Here is a 19,094-nt window from a genome sequence, read left to right on the forward strand (position 1 = left end):
CTGCGGCGGGTCGGTCGCCACCGGTCAGTGGACGGTCAGCACGATCCCGACCCGCGTCAGCCACTCCGCCTCCAGGGCGAAGTCCGCCTGGGTCAGCTGGTTGTCGTCCAGCCAGTGTTCCGGGAACTCCACATCGAGGGTGTCGCCGTTGGCGTGCAGCGCCACTTGCGGCATCGCCTGGGTGCCGCGGATGTGGTGGAACAGGATGGCGAAGCGCAGCAGCACGCACAGGCGGATCAGCTTGATGCCGTCGTCGTCGAACTCGGCGAACTTGTCCTTGGGGATGTTGCGGCGGTGGCCGCGCACCAGCAGCGCCAGCATCTGCTGGTCCTCGCGGGAGAACCCGGCCAGGTCCGAGTGCTCGATCAGGTAGGCGCCGTGCTTGTGGTAGTGGTAGTGGGCGATGTCGAGGCCGACTTCGTGCACTTTCGCCGCCCAACCCAGCAGTTCGCGCCAGATGCCGTCCTCCAGGTCCCAGTCCGCGGCGACCTGGTCGAAGGCGTGCAGGGCCTTGCGCTCGACCCGCGCCGCCTGTTCCAGGTCGACGTGGTAGCGCTCCATCAGCGACGTCAGGGTGCGCTCGCGCACGTCTTCGTGATGGTGGCGGCCCAGCAGGTCGTACAGCACGCCTTCGCGCAGCGCGCCTTCGCAGTGATCCATGCGCTTGAGTTCGAGGGCGTCGAAGATCGCCTCGAGAATCGCCAGGCCTGCCGGGAAGATCGCCCGGCGGTCAGGCTTGATGCCTTCGAAGTCGATCTTGTCCGCGTCGCCGAGCTTGAACAGCCGGCGCTTGAGCCAGGCCAGGCCTTCGGCGTTGACCTCGCCCGAACCGTGGCCGCCGGCCTTCAGCGCCAGGCCGATGGCGCGGATGGTGCCCGAGGAGCCGATGGCCTCGTCCCAGGTCAGGCGGTGCAGGGCGTGCTCGATGCTCATGATCTCCAGCCGCGCCGCCGTGTAGGCCTGGGCGTAGCGGGCCGGGGTGATCTTGCCGTCCTTGAAGTAGCGCTGGGTGAAGCTGACGCAGCCCATCTGCAGGCTTTCGCGCAGCAGCGGCTCGAAACGCTGGCCGATGATGAATTCGGTGCTGCCGCCGCCGATGTCGGCCACCAGGCGCTTGCCCGGCGTGTCGGCGAGGGTGTGGGAGACGCCCAGATAGATGAGGCGCGCTTCTTCGCGGCCGGAGATGACCTCCACCGGATGGCCGAGGATCTCTTCGGCGCGGTGGATGAACTCGACGCGGTTGCGCGCCTCGCGCAGGGCGTTGGTGCCGACGATCCGCACGGCACCCAGGGGCATGCCGTTGATCAGTTGGGCAAAGCGCTTGAGGCAGTCGAGCCCGCGCTGCATCGATTCTTCGTTGAGGTGGCGCTCTTCGTCGATGCCGGCGGCGAGCTGGACCTTCTCCCCGAGGCGTTCGAGAATGCGGATCTCGCCGTTCTGGGCCTTGGCCACGACCATGTGGAAGCTGTTGGAGCCCAGGTCGATCGCGGCGATCAGGGACAGATTCTTGGCTTGGTTCTGGGGCATGGTCAGGGGGTCTCGGTCGATAACCCCGACATCGTGCCACGATCAAACGCCGCCGCCAACGCGCAGGGGCCAAACCCTTGATCCTGCGCAGATTCGCGCAAGATCCTTGGCCGACCTGAGCTGCCGCCTTTCGCCGGGGCCCCGGCGACGCGCGGTTTGAGCTATACCCAAACTCATGAGCCACCATAGCGAGACTCAATCATCTGCGGCTTCCTGAACAGGGGAAGGGCGGCTATGATGGGCCACGTTTTTTTGCTTACAACCTGGAGAATTCCATGAGCAGCGATCTGATCAAACACGTTAGCGACGCTAGCTTCGAAGCTGACGTACTCAAGGCCGAAGGCGCTGTCCTGGTCGACTACTGGGCTGAGTGGTGCGGCCCGTGCAAGATGATCGCTCCGGTCCTGGACGACATCGCCGCCGAGTACCAGGGCAAGGTGACCGTCGCCAAGCTGAACATCGACGAGAACCAGGAAACCCCGGCCAAGCACGGCGTGCGCGGCATCCCGACCCTGATGCTGTTCAAGAACGGCAACGTCGAAGCGACCAAGGTCGGCGCGCTGTCGAAGTCCCAGCTCAAGGCTTTCCTCGACGCCAGCCTCTGAGCGCCGCTGTAAAGTCCGCTGAAAAAGGCCCCGCAAATTGCGGGGCTTTTTGCTTATTCAGGGCTAGACGCTCCGAAACTCAGGTGATACATTCGGCCCCGCACTGGTTTCTCCACTGCCCCCTGCTAGCCGTCGCCGACGCACTCCTTTCGAACAAGTACGCGATCCTGTCGCCTTCTCCGCGGCGCGGCCTCATTAAGCCAAAAGCTTAATTTCCCCCCTCTATAAATGATTACGTCATTCCTATATGAATCTGACTGAACTCAAGCAAAAGCCGATTACCGACCTGCTCCAGCTGGCCGAAGACATGGGCATAGAAAATATGGCCCGTTCGCGCAAGCAGGACGTGATTTTCTCCCTGCTGAAAAAGCACGCGAAAAGCGGTGAGGAAATCTCCGGTGATGGCGTGCTGGAGATTCTCCAGGACGGCTTCGGCTTCCTGCGCTCCGCTGACGCTTCCTACCTCGCAGGTCCCGACGACATCTACGTCTCGCCGAGCCAGATCCGCCGTTTCAACCTGCGCACCGGCGACACCATCGTCGGCAAGATCCGCCCGCCGAAGGAAGGCGAGCGTTATTTCGCCCTGCTCAAGGTCGACACGATCAACTTCGACCGTCCTGAGAACGCGAAGAACAAGATTCTGTTCGAGAACCTGACCCCGCTGTTCCCGAACGTGCGCATGAAGATGGAAGCCGGCAACGGTTCCACCGAAGACCTGACCGGTCGTGTGATCGATCTGTGCGCGCCGATCGGCAAAGGCCAGCGTGGTCTGATCGTGGCGCCGCCGAAGGCCGGTAAAACGATCATGCTGCAGAACATCGCAGCGAATATCGCCCGTAACAACCCGGAAGTTCACCTGATCGTGCTGCTGATCGACGAACGTCCGGAAGAAGTGACCGAAATGCAGCGCACCGTGCGCGGCGAAGTGGTCGCCTCGACCTTCGACGAGCCGCCGACCCGTCACGTGCAAGTGGCCGAAATGGTGATCGAGAAGGCCAAGCGCCTGGTCGAGCACAAGAAGGACGTGGTGATCCTGCTGGATTCCATCACCCGTCTGGCCCGCGCCTACAACACCGTGATCCCGAGCTCCGGCAAGGTGCTGACCGGTGGTGTCGATGCCCACGCCCTGGAGAAGCCTAAGCGTTTCTTCGGCGCGGCGCGCAACATCGAAGAAGGCGGCTCGCTGACCATCATCGCCACTGCGCTGGTCGAGACCGGCTCGAAGATGGATGAAGTGATCTACGAAGAGTTCAAGGGCACCGGCAACATGGAGCTGCCGCTGGACCGCCGCATCGCCGAGAAGCGTGTGTTCCCGGCCATCAACATCAACAAGTCCGGCACCCGCCGCGAAGAGTTGCTGACCGCCGACGACGAGCTGCAGCGCATGTGGATCCTGCGCAAGCTGCTGCACCCGATGGACGAAGTCGCGGCCATCGAGTTCCTGGTCGACAAGCTGAAGACGACCAAGACCAACGACGAATTCTTCCTGTCGATGAAGCGCAAGTGACATAGACGGTCGAGTCCGAAAAGTGGCGCCCTGCGGGGCGCCATTTTTTTGCCTGTTTTTTTGTCTGGGCGATGGGAGGTTCGCGATCTGGTATGGTCAGTGACTGGGCATAACAACAGGCAGCGAGTGCGGGCGGCTCATGGAGAGCGTCGCGGCTGCACAGAAAACAACCATCTGATCGGCATTGAACAAATTATGAGCACTCTCGCTTATCGAAGGGATATCGACGGCTTGCGCGCAGTCGCGGTGATCGCCGTTGTGCTGTTCCATTTCGGGGTTCCGGGCTTTACCGGCGGTTTTGTCGGCGTGGACGTGTTCTTCGTGATTTCCGGCTACCTGATCACCTCGATCATCTGGAACCAGCGCCAGGCCGGGCGCTTCAGCTTCGTCGACTTCTGGGCCCGGCGCGCCCGGCGGATCCTGCCGGCGCTGTTTGCGATGATACTCGCCGTGCTGGCGGTGGGCTGGTTCCTGCTGGCGCCAAAGGACTACGAAGAGCTGGGGCGCTCGGTGCGCTACCAGGTGATGTTCGTCTCCAACCTGCTGTTCATGCGGCAGGACGGCTACTTCGATGTCGCCTCCGACCTCAAGCCGCTGCTGCACACCTGGTCGCTGGCGGTGGAGGAGCAGTTCTACATTCTCTTCCCATTGCTGCTGACTGTGCTGTCCGGGCGCCTGAAGCACTGGCGGCTGGCGCTGTTCGGCGTGTTGCTGGTGTCCTTCGGTCTGAGTGTCTGGGCCGTCAGCCACCACCCGGAAAAAGCCTTCTTCCTGCTGCCCATGCGCGCCTGGGAACTGCTGGCCGGAGCGATGCTGGCGGTGGCGCCGAAAAGCGCCTGGCGCTTGAAGCCGATGGCGGCGCAGGGCCTGAGCCTGCTCGGCCTGACCCTGATCCTGCTGGCGGTGTTCGGCTACGACAAGGCCACGCCGTTCCCCGGTGTGGCGGCGCTGCTGCCGGTGCTGGGCGTGGTGGCGCTGATCCTGGCCAACGGGCACCGCCGGACCTGGGTCGGCGAGCTCCTGAGCAGCCGGTTGATGGTCGGTCTCGGCCTGGTGTCGTATTCCTGGTACTTGTGGCACTGGCCGGTGTTCGTGTTCTCCAGCTACGCCAGTGTCGATGAGCCGGGCGCGTTCGACACCCTGGGCCTGATTCTGCTGACGCTGGTGTTGGGCTATCTGTCCTGGAAATTCGTCGAGACGCCGTTCCGCGAGCGTCGCCTGCTCGCCGGCCGTCGGCAGATCCTGCTGGCCGGTGCCTGCGGCGTGCTGGTGATCGGCCTGGCCGGACAGAGCCTGCGCTGGACCGACGGCTTGCCGTGGCGCCTGTCCGAGCAGGCGCTGCAGTATGCCAAGGGGCGCGAGTGGCGGCCGGAGCTGATGGCGTGCCTGGCCGACGACAAGACGCCGGACGACAAATTGTTCTGCCATTACGGCGCCGCGAACGGCCCGGCCCGCACCTTGGTCTGGGGCGACAGCCACGCCACCGCGCTGATCCCGGTGTTCGACGACGGCGCCAAGGCCCATGCCGTGAGCGTGATGCTGGCCAGTTCCCCCGGTTGCGTGCCGGTGCAGGGCCTCGAGCATGACGCCCGCTGCGCGCGCTTCAACCAGCGGGTCGAGCATGCCCTGGCGCCGCCGGTGAGCGACGTGGTGTTGGTGGCGCGCTGGAGCCTCTACCTCTACGGCGACGCCAAGGGCGATCTGGCCCACGCCCTGAAGGCCGCCGACGGGCACTACGACCGCGCCGTCGCCGAGCAGCGCCTGGCCGATGGCCTGCGGGCGCGGGTGGCGCAGCTGCGGGCCGGCGGGCATCGGGTCTGGCTGGTGAAGGAGGCGCCGCTGCAGGCTTTCAGCCCGCCGTACCGGCTCACGCGCCTGGCGATGCTCAACCGCCCGGTGGACGATGTCGGCCTGGCGCTCGGCGAGCACCTCAAGCGGCAGACTTTCATCAGCGGGCTGTTCGCCCAGCTGGCGCAGGATCCGGCGGTGCGGGTGGTGGATCCGGCGCCGCGGCTGTGCGACGCGGAAGGTTTTTGCCGCGCCGAACTCGACGGCCATTCCTTGTACACCGACGACAATCACCTCTCGGAAGTCGGCGCGCGGTTCGTGGCGCCGGTCCTCGAACCGTTGTTCGTCGGCCTGCAGGCCGGGGCGAACCTTCGCAAAGGGCAGGCCAATGCAGCCAAGTGAGGCCTGACGGGCTGCCAGCGGGCGGCATAGCAGGTAGGATGTACGCCTATTTTGAGGGTGCCATCGTCAATGAAATTCAAGGATCTTCGGGATTTCGTGCAGCAGCTTGAGCAGCGCGGAGAGTTGAAACGCATCCAGGTGCCCGTCTCGCCGGTGCTGGAGATGACCGAGGTGTGCGACCGCACCCTGCGGGCCAAGGGGCCTGCGCTGCTGTTCGAGAATCCGACCGGCTTCGACATCCCGGTGCTCGGCAACCTGTTCGGCACCCCGCAGCGGGTGGCGATGGGCATGGGCGCCGAGTCCACCGACGAACTGCGCGAGATCGGCAAGCTGCTGGCGTTCCTCAAGGAGCCCGAGCCGCCCAAGGGCCTGAAGGATGCGTGGTCGAAGCTGCCGATCTTCCGCAAGATCATCGCGATGGCGCCGAAGGTCGTGAAGGACGCGCCGTGCCAGGAAGTGGTCATCGAGGGCGACGACGTCGACCTGGCTACACTGCCGATCCAGCACTGCTGGCCGGGCGATGTCGCGCCGCTGATCACTTGGGGCCTGACCGTCACCAAAGGCCCGAACAAGGATCGCCAGAACCTGGGCATCTACCGTCAGCAGGTGATCGGCCGCAACAAGGTCATCATGCGCTGGCTCAGCCACCGGGGCGGGGCGCTGGACTACCGCGAGTGGTGCGAGAAGCATCCGGGCCAGCCGTTCCCGGTGTCCGTGGCCCTCGGCGCGGATCCGGCGACCATCCTCGGCGCGGTCACGCCGGTGCCGGACAGCCTCTCCGAATACGCCTTCGCCGGCCTGCTGCGCGACAGCCGCACGGAACTGGTGAAATGCCGCGGCAACGACCTGCAGGTGCCGGCCACCGCCGAGATCATCCTGGAAGGCGTGATCCACCCGGGCGAGATGGCGGACGAAGGCCCTTACGGCGACCACACCGGCTACTACAACGAGGTGGACAGCTTCCCGGTGTTCACCGTCGAGCGCATCACCCACCGCATCAAGCCGATCTACCACAGCACCTACACCGGCCGGCCGCCGGATGAGCCGGCGATCCTCGGCGTGGCGCTGAACGAAGTGTTCGTGCCGATCCTGCAGAAGCAGTTCCCGGAGATCACCGACTTCTACCTGCCGCCCGAGGGCTGCTCGTACCGCATGGCCGTGGTGACGATGAAGAAGTCGTATCCGGGGCACGCCAAGCGCGTGATGCTGGGTGTCTGGTCGTTTTTGCGACAGTTCATGTACACCAAGTTCGTTATCGTCACCGACGACGACATCAACGCCCGGGACTGGAACGACGTGATCTGGGCCATCACCACGCGCATGGACCCCAAGCGCGACACGGTGATGATCGACAACACGCCCATCGACTACCTCGACTTCGCCTCGCCGGTGTCGGGGCTGGGGTCGAAGATGGGGCTGGACGCCACCCACAAGTGGCCGGGCGAGACCACTCGCGAATGGGGCCGCGTCATCGTCAAGGACGACGCCGTCACCCAACGGATCGATGCCATCTGGAATCAGTTAGGAATAGATTGATGCGTGTAACCCTTCAGCCCTCCGGAGCGGTGCTAGAGATACGGCCCGGCGAGCGGATTCTCGATGGTGCGCGGCGCCTGGGCTACGAATGCCCGCAGAGCTGCCGCAACGGCAATTGCCATGTGTGCGCGGCGCTGCTGGTGGAAGGCCGGGTCGAACAGGCCGGCAAGGTGCATGACCACGGCGAGTTCTACACTTGCATAGCGGAGCCGCTGGAAGACTGCATCGTGCTGTGGGATGGCGTGCTCGCGCTGGGAGAGTTGCCGGTGCGCAGCCTGTCGTGTCAGGTCGTCGAATGCCGGGACGTCGGCGGCGATACCTGGCGGGTGCGCCTGCGGGCGCCGGCCGGCAAGCCGCCGCGCTACCACGCCGGGCAGTACCTGATGATCGAGCGCGAGAACGGCGAGAAATCGGCGTTCTCCATGGCCTCGGCGCCCCACGCCGGCCGCGACCTGGAGATCCACGTGCTGGCGCGTGAGAACAGCGCGCTGAGCCTGATCGACCAGCTCCAGCGCAACCCGCTGGTGCGCGTCGAGCTGCCGTTCGGCGACACCCACCTGGCCGAACTGCCCGAGGGGCCGCTGGTGCTGATCGCCGCCGGCACCGGCATGGGCCAGATCCACAGCCTGATCGAACACTGCCGGGCCAACGGCTTCAAGCACCCGGTGCACCTGTATTGGGGCGTGCGCCGGCCGGAAGACTTCTACCGCATCGAACATTGGGACGAATGGCTGAAGTTGCCCAACCTGTTCCTGCACAAGGTCGTCAGCGATCAATGCGGCTGGGAAGGGCGCTGCGGGATGCTGCACGAAGCGGTGTGCGAAGATTTCCCCGACCTCAAGGCCTTGCACGTCTATGCCAGCGGCTCGCCGGCCATGGTCTACGGCACGCTCGATGCGCTGGTCGAGGCCGGGATGGACGCCCATCAGATGCGCGCCGACGTGTTCGCCTACGCTCCTCGGGGATAAGTTCGATATACCTCCATATATAGCCGATCGGTATTTATGTAATTGCATGAATACCGGTAGGTTATATACCAATCCGGCAATGGATGAATGAAAGCGCCGGGCACTTCAATTGCCTTAAAACATATGTGCCTTATTGTTACAGCGGTGCGTTCTATTTAGTAATTCTTCACCCGCGGGGAGCTGAACGCTATTCGCCATGAGCGCCATCGAAAACGGTTTTTCGCATCCGGCTTACCCTCCGCGGCTCGATCTCGGGCCGCAGCTGACCCACGAACAGCTTCTCCTCTCCATGCAATCGACCATGGCGCGCCACAAGGGCGGGCCGGTGTGGCTGTTCGCGTACGGATCGCTGATCTGGCGGCCGGAATGCACGGCGGTCGAACGGGTGCGCGGGCGGGTGCACGGCTATCACCGCGGCCTGTACCTGTGGTCTCACGAGCACCGCGGCACGCCGGAGATGCCGGGGCTGGTGTTCGGCCTGGATCGTGGGGGCTCGTGCAGCGGCTTCGCCTACCGGTTGCCGGAAGACAATCTCGACAGCGCACTGTATGCCCTGTGGAAACGCGAGATGCCGTTTCCGTCCTACCGGCCGCACTGGCTCAATTGCCGTCTGGAGGATGGCAATCAGGTTCAGGCGTTGGGGTTCGTGTTGGAGCGGCACCTGCCCAGCTATGCCGGCAACCTGCCGGACCATGTGCTGAGCCAGGTGTTCGAAAGCGCCTGCGGGCGCTACGGCACGACGCGCGACTATGTCGAGCAGACCGCCCACGCCCTGCGCAGCCACGCCATGCCAGACCGCAATCTGGAGGCGCGGCTCAGGCGCTGCCGGTCACAGGCCGATCAGGCGAGCGCTTCGCGGCTCTGACTGGCGGCTTGCTTGTGCAGCAGGGTCGGGGCCAGGAAGGCCATCGACAGCAGGCAGGCGCCCACCAACAGCACGAAACCGCCGTCCCAGCCGAAGTGGTCGACGGTGTAGCCCATCGCGGCGCTGGCCGCGACCGAACCGCCCAGGTAACCGAACAGGCCAGTGAAGCCCGCTGCGGTGCCGGCGGCTTTCTTCGGCGCCAGTTCCAGCGCCTGCAGGCCGATCAGCATGACCGGGCCGTAGATCAGGAAGCCGATGGAGAACAGGGCGATCATGTCGACGGTTGGGTTGCCGGCCGGGTTCAGCCAGTACACCAGGGTCGCCACGGTCACCAGGGCCATGAACACCATGCCGGTCAGGCCGCGGTTGCCGCGGAAGATCTTGTCCGACATCCAGCCGCACAGCAGGGTGCCCGGAATCCCCGCCCACTCGTAGAAGAAGTACGCCCACGACGTCTTGTCGACGTCGAAGTGCTTGGCTTCCTTGAGGTAGGTCGGCGCCCAGTCCAGCACGCCGTAGCGCAGCAGGTAGACGAACACGTTGGCCATGGCGATGTACCAGAGCATTTTGTTGCGCAGCACGTACTTGACGAAGATTTCCTTGGCGCTGAATTCGTCTTCGTGGCTGGCGTCGTAGCCTTCCGGGTAGTCGTTCTTGTACTTCTCGATCGGCGGCAGGCCGACCGACTGCGGGGTGTCGCGCATGGTGATGAAGGCGAACGCCGCCACCGCCAGGGCCACCGCCGCCGGGACGTAGAACGCGGCGTGCCAGTCGTTGAACAGGCCCATGCCGACCAGGAACAGCGGGCCGATCAGGCCGCCGCCGACGTTGTGCGCCACGTTCCACACCGACACCACGCCGCCGCGCTCCTTCTGCGACCACCAGTGCACCATGGTGCGTCCGCTCGGCGGCCAGCCCATGCCTTGGGCCCAGCCATTGATGAACAGCAGGATGAACATCATGGTCACGCTGGAGGTCGCCCATGGCGCGAAACCGAAAATGAACATCACCCCGGCGGACACCAGCAGGCCGAACGGCAGGAAGTAGCGCGGGTTGGAACGGTCGGACACCAGGCCCATGAGGAACTTGGACAGGCCGTAGGCGATGGCGATGGCCGACATCGCCAGGCCCAGGTCGCCGCGGCTGTAGCCTTGGTCGATCAGGTACGGCATGGCCAGGGAGAAGTTCTTGCGCAGCAGGTAGTAGCCCGCGTAGCCGAAGAAGATGCCGGCGAAGATCTGCCAGCGCAGGCGTCGGTAGGTACTGTCGATTTTTTCTTCAGGCAGGGGAGCCTGATGTGCGGCAGGTCGAAAGAAAGCAAACATTCAAGAGCTCCAGAATTCTTGTTTTGACTGCGGATGTGAATGTTACAGTTTCGTTACCGAAAATAGCACCGCCTGCCATCCGCAAAACAGCGGAAATGTTGGAAAACGCACGTTCTTTTACGAACCTGTCGCTCAGCTGTAAGAACGGGGCGTTTTCACCACGTGTGAACATCGGGCGGCTTAGACTCGCGATCCGTCGACCGACTGTTCTGCAGAGATGAATGATGGCTTTGAAGGTGCGCATGCTTGTGGTCCGCCTGCTGGTGGCGGCCGTTCTCACCGCCGGCTTGCTGGCGCTGGTCTTCACTGACCATCCCGGGCATTCCGGTTTGCGCAATGCCACGGTGCTGATCATCCGGCATGCCGAGAAGCCCGACGTCGGAACCGAACTCAACGCCCGGGGCGAGCAGCGTGCCGCGGCCTATGCCGATTACTTCAACCCGCTGGAGCTGGATGGCCAGGCGCTGACGCCCCAGCGCCTGCTGGCCGCCGGCGATAGCCCCGAAAGCGTCCGCTCGCGCCTGACCCTGACCCCGCTGGCCCGGCGTCTGAACCTGTCGGTCGAGCAGCCCTACATCAACGGCGATGTCCATGACTTGGTGAAATTGCTGCGCAAAGGCAACAAGGCGCCGACGGTGCTGATCGCCTGGCACCACGGGCACATCGACAAGCTGATCAAGGCGTTCGGCGGCGACGCCACGGCGCTGATGGGCCAGCGCAAGTGGCCGGACGGGGTCTACGACTGGGTGATCGTCCTGCGTTTCGACGACAAGGGGCGACTCATTCCGTCACGCAGCGAGAAGGTCCAGGAGCACCTGCTGCCGGGTGACGGAGCGATGTCGCCCCGGATCTGACGGTACTTTGCCGGCTCAGCGCACCTGCACCACCACCTTGCCCACCGCCTTGCGCTGGCCCAGGTCATTGATCGCCTGCGCCGCCTCGCTCAGCGGATACACCTGCGACACCAGCGGCTTGAGCTTGCCTTCGGCGAACCAGCCGAACAGTCGCTGGAAGTTCGCGGCGTTGTCCTGGGGCTGGCGTTGGGCGAAGGAGCCCCAGAACACGCCGAGCACCGCAGCGCCCTTGAGCAGCGCGAGGTTGACCGGCAGTTCAGGGATGCGTCCGCTGGCGAAACCCACCACCAGCAGGCGGCCGTTCCAGGCGATGGCGCGGATGGCCTGGTCGAACAGGTCGCCGCCGACCGGGTCGTAGATCACGTCGGCGCCCTGGCCGTCGGTGAGGCGCTTGATCTCGTCCTTGAGGCTGGTTTCGCTGTAGTTGATCAGTTCGTCGGCGCCGGCGGCCTTGGCCACCGCGAGCTTCTCGGCGCTGCTGGCGGCGGCGATCACCCGGGCGCCCAGGGCCTTGCCGATTTCCACGGCGGCCAGGCCGACGCCGCCGGACGCGCCGAGCACCAGCAGGGTTTCGCCCGGTTGCAGGTTGCCGCGCTGGGTGAGGGCGTGCATCGAGGTGCCGTAGGTCATGCTGAAGGCGGCGGCCGTCCTGAAGTCCATCGACGGCGGGATCGGCAGCGCGTTGTAGCCCGGCACCGCGACCTGCTCGGCGAAGCTGCCCCAACCGGTCAACGCCATCACCCGGTCGCCGACCTTGAGATGGTTGACCTTCTCCCCGACTTCACGCACCACGCCGGCCGCTTCGCCGCCCGGCGAAAACGGGAAGGGCGGCTTGAACTGGTACTTGCCCTCGATGATCAGCGTGTCCGGGAAATTGACCCCGGCGGCGTGCACCTCCAGCAGGATTTCGTTCTTCTTCGGGGCAGGGCTGGCGACCTCTTCCAGCACCAGCGATTCGGCAGGGCCGAAGGCTTTGCACAGCACGGCTTTCATCAGGGCTATTCCTTTGGGAGTGATGGCCGATAAGTGTAGGTGTGGCCGTCGACGGGTCAACGAGCATGCCCGGCCCTGATAGTCCGCCATAAGCTTGTGCTTGCGCGGCGGGCCGTTATGCTAGGCCGCAAACCGGATAAGGAGCGAATTGTGAAAGCGTGGATCATGTTGTTGCTGGCCCTGTCTCTGCCTGTGGCAGCGCTGGCCGAAGAAGCCAAAGAAGGCGAGGCGCCGAAGGTCAACTACATCACCCTGAGCCCGCCGTTCGTGGGCAACTACGGGCTGGACGGCACGCCGAAGCTGAAGGTCTACAAGGCCGACGTGGCGCTGCGCGTGACCGGCGAGGAATCGACCAAGCTGGTCAAGGCCAACGAGCCGCTGATCCGCAATCAACTGGTGGCGCTGTTCGCACAGCAGTCGACCGAGACCATGAACAGCCTCGAAGCCAAGGAAAAGCTGCGTCAGGAAGCGTTGAAGCAGACCCAGCAGGTGATGAACGACGAAACCGGCAAGCCGGTGGTCGAGGATCTGCTGTTCAACAACCTGATCATTCAGTAAATGACGGGGTGACTGCGCCGGCCTCATCGCTTGCAGGCAAGCTCCCAAAGGTTTTGGTGGTGACGCAGATCCTGCATGCATCCGCTATACCCTGCGGGAGCCAGCCTGCTGGCGATGGCGCCAGTCGAGGCGCCGCCGGGCAGCATCGATCGCAAGGCATTCTTTGCGCCGACGAACGGCTCAAGGCTTGAGCGCAACCACCGCCGCCCACTGCTGCGGCGTCACCGGCATCACCGACAGCCGCGAGCCTTTCTGCACCAGCGGCATTTCCGCCAGCGCGGTCTGCTGCTTCAGGTAATCGAGCTTGAGCACCCGGGCGAACGTCTCGACGTGCTCCACATCGATCGCGCTCCAGGCGTTTTTCTCGGGTGTGGCCTTCGGGTCGTAATAGTGGCTTTCCGGCTCCAGCGCCGTCGGATCCGGGTAGGCCGCCTGAACGATCCGGCCGATCCCGGCAATGCCCGGCTCCGGGCAGCTGGAGTGATAGAAGAAGAACAGGTCGCCGACCGCCATGGAACGCAGGAAATTGCGCGCCTGATAGTTGCGCACGCCGTCCCAGCGCGCCTTGCCGAGCTGCTGCAGGCCTTTGATCGAGAGCTCGTCGGGTTCGGATTTCATCAGCCAATAGGCCATGGTTCTTGCTCCTCGCAGGGGTCGTCGGGCAGGTCGTCGGCAATTTTATGACAAACCGACGGTCGGTTGACGTCAGCGTTTGCGCGGCGGTTCACGTTGTCGCAAAATGCCGGCCTTTAAAGCTTGACGCTGCTGCACGGCTACGAACGGAAACCGCTGCTGTCATCGTGATGATGTGCCTTGAGGGGGGCAATCGATGAAACGCAAACCGGATTTGCTTTGGACATTGGTGATCTTGTTCGGTCTCGGCGTCGTGACCACCGGTTATGCGCAGAGCCTGTGGGCCAACAAGGCCGACGCACCGGTCGAAGTGGCGCAGCAGGTCCAGCAGTCGACCGCCTTCAAGCGCTGAACCCCTTCTTGCGACGCTGCCTTTTCCCTCGCGGCGTCTATTCTGCGACGTACCACGCCTTGTCCGTCACCGTGCCCTGCAACGGCACATCCCAGCTGGCCTGCGCCAGACGCCCCACTTTCTGACATTCATGGGCCAGCCCCAGCAGCACCGGCTTGCGCCAGTTCTTGCGCCGAGCGAGGTAGGCCAGGCTGCGGTCGTAGAAGCCGCCGCCCATCCCCAGGCGTCCGCCGACATCGTCAAACCCCACCAACGGCAACAGCACCAGGTCCAGCGCCCAGATCCTGCGCTGGCGGGCCGGGTTGATCCGCGGTTCGAGGATGCGGAAACGGTTGGGCGCAAGCTTCTCGCCGGGGCGGATGCGCTGGAACACCATCTTGGTCCGCGGCCAGGCGCTGAGCACCGGCAGGTAGGTGGCCTTGCCCCGGCGCTGGGCGGCGCGCAGCAGCAGGCGCGGGTCGATTTCGCCGTCGGTGGGCAGGTACAGGGAAACATGCTTGGCGCGGCGGAACTGCGGGTGCTGCGCCAATTGCCGGTACAGGCCTTCGGCGGCCTCGCGTTGCTGGCTCGGCGTCAGCGAGCGGCGGGCCTTGCGCAGCTGTCGGCGCAATTGGGGGCGGGTCGGCGGCGCGGGTTCGGTCATGGTTCGGCTTCGGCGAAGGGGTGCGAAAACGTACGCATAAAAAATCCGATGCCGGCATGCACCGGCATCGGATTCGAATCAGGCTCCCCGGATGAGCCGCTGTCGACTTAGCCCTTGAACCCGAGAGTTCAAGGTGGAGGATGCAGTAGGCTTTAAGGCTTTCCGTCTGGCGGACATGCACACCAGCCCAACGTGCAACCCCCAGGGTAGTGCAAATCGGCTCAGGGACATCGTCAACTGGCAAGCACCCCAGGGAGTGCCGCGAGTATACCTCAAGCGTCCCGGCGAATCAGCCCTTGCTGACGTCCGGATCGGTGGCCAGCACCAGATCGACGCGTTCGAGCAGGTCGCGCACCTGCTCGCGGGTCGAGCCGCTGGCCTGCAGGGCCGGGCGGTCTTCCTTGTGCAGCAGGTCGTGGGTGATGTTCAGCGCGGCCATCACGGCGATGCGGTCGGCGCCGATGACCTTGCCGCTGCTGCGGATCTCGCGCATCTTGCCGTCCAGGTAGCGGGCGGCGCTGATCAGGTTGCTGCGCTCTTCCTGGGGGCAGATGATCGAATACTCTTTGTCGAGGATCTGCACGGTGACGCTATTGCTTGAACTCATGAGTCTTGCTCCAGGGCCTTGAGACGCGAAATCATCGATTCGACCTTACGCCGGGCGATTTCGTTTTTTTCAATGAGATGCGCGCGTTCCTCGCGCCAGGTCTTTTCCTGAGCTGTTAAGAGTGCGTTTTGCCTCTTAAGTTGCTCGACTCGGTCAATCAGCAGTTCGAGTCTGGCCATCAGCGCTTGCAGGTCGATGTCTTCCATTGTGTCCACTGATTTCGTGTCTGACGGAGGCGGGCGCCTGGCTGGCGGTCAGCCTTTAATGGTCTTGGCGGGTCTGTCGATGTAGGATACAAGGCCTTCATTCTAGACATAGCGCCGTCTGGCGCCTAGCTGCCCATGCCCATTCAGAATTCCCCTTATCAAGCCTTCGCCACCCTGCTGAGCGCCAGTGGCCATCCCGTCTCGCCCGCCGAACTGCACGGCCTGCTGCTCGGCCGCAGCTGCGCCGGCGCCGGCTTCGACGTCGACGGCTGGCTGAGCGACGTGGCCTCCCTGCTCGAGACCGAGCCTGGGGACAACGTGCGCAACGCCCTGATCGGCCTCCAGGAAATGGTCAAGAGCGAACTGACCGGCGAAGACATGGCCGTGGTCCTGCTGCTGCCGACCGACGACGCGCCGCTGGCCGAACGCGCCGCCGCGCTGGGCCAGTGGTGCCAGGGCTTCATTTCCGGTTTCGGCCAGAACTCGCCCGACCGCAGCAGCCTGAGCACCGAAACCACTGAAGTGCTGCAGGATCTGGTCGCGATCTCCCAGGTTCAGGATGCGCTGGAAGACTCCGAAGACGGCGAGAGCGACTACATGGAAGTCATGGAGTACCTGCGGGTCGCTCCGCTCTTGCTGTTCACCGAAACCAACAAGCAGGTTGGCGCACCGGCCGCCAAGCCTTCTCTGCACTGATCGCCGAACAGGGACGTCCGTCTGCCCATGATCCATATCCCGAAAGCGGAGTACGGCCGTCGCCGCAAGGCGTTGATGGCGCAGATGGAACCCAACAGCATCGCCATCCTGCCCGCCGCCGCGGTGGCCATCCGCAACCGCGACGTCGAGCACGTGTACCGCCAGGACAGCGACTTCCAGTACCTGAGCGGCTTCCCCGAGCCCCAGGCCGTGATCGTCCTGATGCCCGGCCGCGAGCACGGCGAATACGTGCTGTTCTGCCGTGAGCGCAACCCCGAGCGCGAGCTGTGGGACGGCCTGCGCGCCGGCCAGGAAGGCGCGGTCCGCGACTACGGCGCCGACGACGCGTTCCCCATCACCGACATCGACGACATCCTGCCGGGCCTGATCGAAGGCCGCGACCGGGTGTACACGGCCATGGGCAGCAACCCGGAGTTCGACCGGCACCTGATGGACTGGATCAACGTGATCCGCTCCAAGGCCCACCTCGGCGCCCAGCCGCCGAACGAATTCGTTGCCCTGGATCACCTGCTGCACGACATGCGCCTGTATAAATCGGCGGCGGAAGTGAAGGTGATGCGCGAGGCCGCGCGGATCTCGGCCCAGGCCCACATCCGGGCGATGCGGGCAGGCCGGCCCGGCCTGCACGAGTACAGCCTGGAAGCCGAGCTCGATTACGAGTTCCGCAAGGGCGGGGCGAAGATGCCGGCCTACGGCTCGATCGTCGCCGCCGGGCGCAACGGCTGCATCCTGCATTACCAGCAGAACGATGCGCTGCTCAAGGACGGCGACCTGGTGCTGATCGACGCCGGCTGCGAGATCGACTGCTACGCCAGCGACATCACCCGCACCTGGCCGGTCAACGGCAAGTTTTCCGCCGAGCAGAAGGCGATCTACGAGCTGGTGCTGGCCTCCCAGGAAGCCGCGTTCGCGCAAATCGCCCCGAACCGGCACTGGAACCAGGCGCACGAAGCCACGGTGCGGGTGATCACCGCCGGGCTGGTGGAGCTGGGGCTGTTGCAGGGCGAGGTCGACGAGCTGATCGCGTCCGAAGCCTACAAGGCCTTCTATATGCACCGCGCCGGGCATTGGCTGGGCATGGATGTGCACGACGTCGGCGAGTACAAGGTCGGCGGCGAATGGCGGGTGCTGGAGGTCGGCATGGCGCTGACCGTGGAACCGGGCATCTACATCGCCCCGGACAATCTGAACGTGGCGAAGAAATGGCGCGGCATCGGCGTGCGCATCGAGGACGACGTGGTGGTGACCAAGAACGGTTGTGAAATCCTGACCGGCGGCGTGCCGAAGACCGTCGCCGAGATCGAGGCCCTGATGGCGCAGGCCCGGGCGGACGCGGCATGAGCCGGGTCAATCTGGCGATCATCGGCGGCGGCCTGGTCGGCGCCAGCCTGGCGTTGGCCCTGCAGGCCGGAGCCAAGGCCCGGGGCTGGAAAATCGTGCTGATCGAACCGTTCGCCCCCGGCGACACCTGGCAGCCGAGCTACGACGCCCGGTCGTCGGCGCTGTCGTTCGGCTCGCGGCAGATCTATCAGCGGCTGGGCGTGTGGCAGGAGATCTCCCGCCGCGCCGAGCCGATCAAGCAGATCCATGTGTCCGACCGCGGACGCTTCTCCACCGCCCGCCTGTCGGCGATGGAGGAGGGCGTGCCGGCCCTCGGTTACGTGGTGGAGAACGCCTGGCTCGGCCAGTGCCTGTGGCAGCACCTGGACAAGGACGTGATCAGCTGGCGCTGCCCGGCGGAGGTCACGCGCCTGGAGCCTTTGCCCGACGGTTACCGCCTGACCCTCAACGACGAGACCACGGTCGAATGCGACCTGGCGGTGCTCGCCGACGGCGGCCGCTCCGGCCTGCGCGAGCAGTTGGGCATCAACGTGCGCAAGCGTCCGTACAACCAGAGCGCGCTGATCGCCAACATCACCCCGAGCGAAGCGCACAACGGCATGGCCTTCGAGCGCTTCACCGATGACGGCCCGATGGCCTTGCTGCCGCTGCCGGACAACCGCTGCGCACTGGTCTGGACACGGCTGGGGATGGACGCGCAGCGCCTGACCGGCCTCAGCGAGCGGGATTTCCTCAGCGAACTGCAAGGTGTGTTCGGCTATCGCCTCGGCACCCTGAAGCAGGTCGGCGCCCGGCACCTGTACCCGCTGGCGCTGGTGGAGGCCGAAGAGCAGGTGCGCCCGCATTTGGCCGTGCTCGGCAATGCCGCCCACAGCCTGCACCCGATCGCCGGGCAAGGCTTCAACCTGTCTTTGCGCGATGCCGATGCGCTGGCGGCCGCGCTGCTGGCCAGCGACAAGCCGTTGGGTGACTTCGCCACGCTGCAGGCTTACCGTGAACGCCAACGGCTGGATCAAACCCTCACCGTGGGCTTCTCCGACCAGGTCACCCGCCTGTTCGGCAGCACCCAGCCTTTGGTGGCGCTGGGGCGCAACATCGGCCTGCTCGGCCTCGATCTGCTGCCGCCGGCCAAGCGCTGGTTCGCCCGCCAGGCCATGGGGCTGGGGACGCGGCCGGATGCGTAAGTGGCTGATGCGCCGCTTCGGCAAGGCGCGGCTGATGCGCTGGTTCCTGACGTTCTACCCGCCGTATCTGGGCGCCGGCGTCCGGGTGCGGCACATCAGCGATGACTTTCGCGACATCCGGGTGTCGATGGGGTTGGGCTGGCACAACCGCAACTACGTCGGCACCCAGTTCGGCGGCAGTCTGTATTCGATGGTCGACCCGTTCTTCATGCTGATGCTGATGGAGAACCTCGGGCCGCGCTACATCGTCTGGGACAAGGCCGCCGACATCGATTTCATCTCACCGGGCAAGGGCCCTGTGTTCGCAAGGTTCAGCATCGACGACGCGCTGCTGGACGACGTCCGCCGGCAGACCGCCAACGGCGACAAGTACCTGCCGCAGTTGCAGGTCGACATTCATGACGGCGCCGGCACCCTGGTGGCGCGGGTCGGAAAAACCCTTTACGTGCGGCTCAAGCCGCAAGCGAGACAGGCCTAAAGCAT

20 protein-coding genes and 1 other RNA gene are annotated in these 19,094 nt (G+C 64.8%); 13 read left to right on the forward strand and 8 right to left on the reverse strand.

The window, feature by feature from the left end; genetic code table 11:
- Window positions 1-24 precede the first annotated feature (24 nt).
- Window positions 25-1,527, reverse strand: a complete 1,503-nt coding sequence (ppx, locus tag CAG41_RS01855; protein ID WP_085581101.1) for an exopolyphosphatase — start codon at window positions 1,525-1,527, stop codon at window positions 25-27.
- A gap of 275 nt (window positions 1,528-1,802) precedes the next feature.
- Between ppx and trxA the strand changes: the two genes are divergently transcribed.
- The 6 genes from trxA (at window position 1,803) to CAG41_RS01885 (ending at window position 9,198) form a co-directional block, all read left to right on the forward strand.
- A complete protein-coding gene (gene trxA / locus CAG41_RS01860; RefSeq protein WP_085581099.1) occupies window positions 1,803-2,132 on the forward strand; it encodes a thioredoxin TrxA in 330 nt (109 codons plus the stop codon).
- Window positions 2,133-2,379: 247 nt separating this feature from the next.
- Entirely contained in the window at window positions 2,380-3,639 is a 1,260-nt protein-coding gene (gene rho / locus CAG41_RS01865; RefSeq protein WP_085581097.1) for a transcription termination factor Rho, read from the forward strand.
- Window positions 3,640-3,834: 195 nt separating this feature from the next.
- The gene (locus tag CAG41_RS01870; RefSeq protein ID WP_085706653.1) at window positions 3,835-5,829 is read left to right on the forward strand and encodes an acyltransferase family protein; all 1,995 of its coding nucleotides are present in this window, start codon (window positions 3,835-3,837) and stop codon (window positions 5,827-5,829) included.
- Window positions 5,830-5,898: 69 nt separating this feature from the next.
- Window positions 5,899-7,365, forward strand: coding sequence for a 4-hydroxy-3-polyprenylbenzoate decarboxylase (ubiD, locus tag CAG41_RS01875; protein ID WP_085581092.1), 1,467 nt, complete (start codon window positions 5,899-5,901; stop codon window positions 7,363-7,365).
- Entirely contained in the window at window positions 7,365-8,333 is a 969-nt protein-coding gene (locus tag CAG41_RS01880) for a CDP-6-deoxy-delta-3,4-glucoseen reductase (RefSeq protein ID WP_085581090.1), read from the forward strand. The genes ubiD and CAG41_RS01880 overlap by 1 nt, the downstream gene beginning before the upstream one ends.
- A gap of 196 nt (window positions 8,334-8,529) precedes the next feature.
- Window positions 8,530-9,198 carry a gamma-glutamylcyclotransferase gene (locus CAG41_RS01885; protein WP_085581088.1) on the forward strand — a complete coding sequence of 223 codons (669 nt, stop codon included), beginning with the start codon at window positions 8,530-8,532 and terminating at the stop codon, window positions 9,196-9,198.
- Here the strand turns inward: CAG41_RS01885 and glpT are convergent.
- The gene (gene glpT, locus CAG41_RS01890) at window positions 9,174-10,523 is read right to left on the reverse strand and encodes a glycerol-3-phosphate transporter (protein ID WP_085581086.1); all 1,350 of its coding nucleotides are present in this window, start codon (window positions 10,521-10,523) and stop codon (window positions 9,174-9,176) included. The two genes, CAG41_RS01885 and glpT, sit on opposite strands and share 25 nt — an antisense overlap.
- Before the next feature lie 224 nt (window positions 10,524-10,747).
- Between glpT and CAG41_RS01895 the strand changes: the two genes are divergently transcribed.
- Window positions 10,748-11,377 carry a flagellar basal body-associated protein FliL gene (locus CAG41_RS01895; RefSeq protein ID WP_085581084.1) on the forward strand — a complete coding sequence of 210 codons (630 nt, stop codon included), beginning with the start codon at window positions 10,748-10,750 and terminating at the stop codon, window positions 11,375-11,377.
- 15 nt (window positions 11,378-11,392) lie between these two features.
- Here CAG41_RS01895 and CAG41_RS01900 read toward each other — a convergent pair whose 3' ends face one another.
- Window positions 11,393-12,370, reverse strand: a complete 978-nt coding sequence (locus tag CAG41_RS01900) for an NADPH:quinone oxidoreductase family protein (protein WP_085706654.1) — start codon at window positions 12,368-12,370, stop codon at window positions 11,393-11,395.
- Window positions 12,371-12,520: 150 nt separating this feature from the next.
- Here CAG41_RS01900 and CAG41_RS01905 point away from each other — a divergent pair, with 150 nt between their 5' ends.
- Window positions 12,521-12,928: a flagellar basal body-associated protein FliL gene (locus CAG41_RS01905; protein ID WP_085581080.1), complete on the forward strand. Its 408-nt coding sequence runs from the start codon at window positions 12,521-12,523 to the stop codon at window positions 12,926-12,928.
- 180 nt (window positions 12,929-13,108) lie between these two features.
- Here CAG41_RS01905 and CAG41_RS01910 read toward each other — a convergent pair whose 3' ends face one another.
- Window positions 13,109-13,561 carry an EVE domain-containing protein gene (locus tag CAG41_RS01910; RefSeq protein WP_085581078.1) on the reverse strand — a complete coding sequence of 151 codons (453 nt, stop codon included), beginning with the start codon at window positions 13,559-13,561 and terminating at the stop codon, window positions 13,109-13,111.
- Window positions 13,562-13,757: 196 nt separating this feature from the next.
- Here CAG41_RS01910 and CAG41_RS28535 point away from each other — a divergent pair, with 196 nt between their 5' ends.
- Complete coding sequence (locus CAG41_RS28535) at window positions 13,758-13,913, forward strand: hypothetical protein (protein ID WP_170929950.1); 156 nt, start codon at window positions 13,758-13,760, stop codon at window positions 13,911-13,913.
- Window positions 13,914-13,950: 37 nt separating this feature from the next.
- Here the strand turns inward: CAG41_RS28535 and CAG41_RS01915 are convergent, their stop codons facing one another.
- The 4 genes from CAG41_RS01915 to CAG41_RS01930 form a co-directional block, all read right to left on the reverse strand.
- Window positions 13,951-14,556, reverse strand: a complete 606-nt coding sequence (locus tag CAG41_RS01915) for a 5-formyltetrahydrofolate cyclo-ligase (protein ID WP_085581076.1) — start codon at window positions 14,554-14,556, stop codon at window positions 13,951-13,953.
- Between the two features lie 80 nt (window positions 14,557-14,636).
- Window positions 14,637-14,815: non-coding RNA, 6S RNA (ssrS, locus tag CAG41_RS01920), on the reverse strand.
- 30 nt (window positions 14,816-14,845) lie between these two features.
- A complete protein-coding gene (locus tag CAG41_RS01925) occupies window positions 14,846-15,163 on the reverse strand; it encodes a cell division protein ZapA (RefSeq protein WP_085581074.1) in 318 nt (105 codons plus the stop codon).
- Window positions 15,160-15,369 (reverse strand): TIGR02449 family protein, encoded by a 210-nt coding sequence (locus CAG41_RS01930; protein WP_085581072.1) that lies wholly within the window; start codon window positions 15,367-15,369, stop codon window positions 15,160-15,162. The genes CAG41_RS01925 and CAG41_RS01930 overlap by 4 nt, the downstream gene beginning before the upstream one ends.
- A gap of 135 nt (window positions 15,370-15,504) precedes the next feature.
- Between CAG41_RS01930 and CAG41_RS01935 the strand changes: the two genes are divergently transcribed.
- Genes CAG41_RS01935 through CAG41_RS01950 form a run of 4 tightly spaced genes read left to right on the forward strand, consistent with a single transcriptional unit; the run spans window position 15,505 to window position 19,089 of the window.
- Window positions 15,505-16,065, forward strand: a complete 561-nt coding sequence (locus tag CAG41_RS01935) for a YecA family protein (protein WP_085706655.1) — start codon at window positions 15,505-15,507, stop codon at window positions 16,063-16,065.
- 27 nt (window positions 16,066-16,092) lie between these two features.
- Window positions 16,093-17,427, forward strand: a complete 1,335-nt coding sequence (gene pepP, locus CAG41_RS01940; RefSeq protein ID WP_085581068.1) for a Xaa-Pro aminopeptidase — start codon at window positions 16,093-16,095, stop codon at window positions 17,425-17,427.
- Window positions 17,424-18,611, forward strand: coding sequence for a 2-octaprenyl-6-methoxyphenyl hydroxylase (gene ubiH / locus CAG41_RS01945; protein WP_085581066.1), 1,188 nt, complete (start codon window positions 17,424-17,426; stop codon window positions 18,609-18,611). Before pepP ends, ubiH begins: the two co-directional genes overlap by 4 nt.
- Window positions 18,604-19,089 (forward strand): DUF4442 domain-containing protein, encoded by a 486-nt coding sequence (locus CAG41_RS01950; RefSeq protein ID WP_085581064.1) that lies wholly within the window; start codon window positions 18,604-18,606, stop codon window positions 19,087-19,089. The genes ubiH and CAG41_RS01950 overlap by 8 nt, the downstream gene beginning before the upstream one ends.
- Window positions 19,090-19,094: the final 5 nt, after the last annotated feature.

It is taken from the genome of Pseudomonas sp. B35(2017) (assembly GCF_002113645.1).
Classification (GTDB): Bacteria; Pseudomonadota; Gammaproteobacteria; order Pseudomonadales; family Pseudomonadaceae; genus Aquipseudomonas; species Aquipseudomonas ekonensis.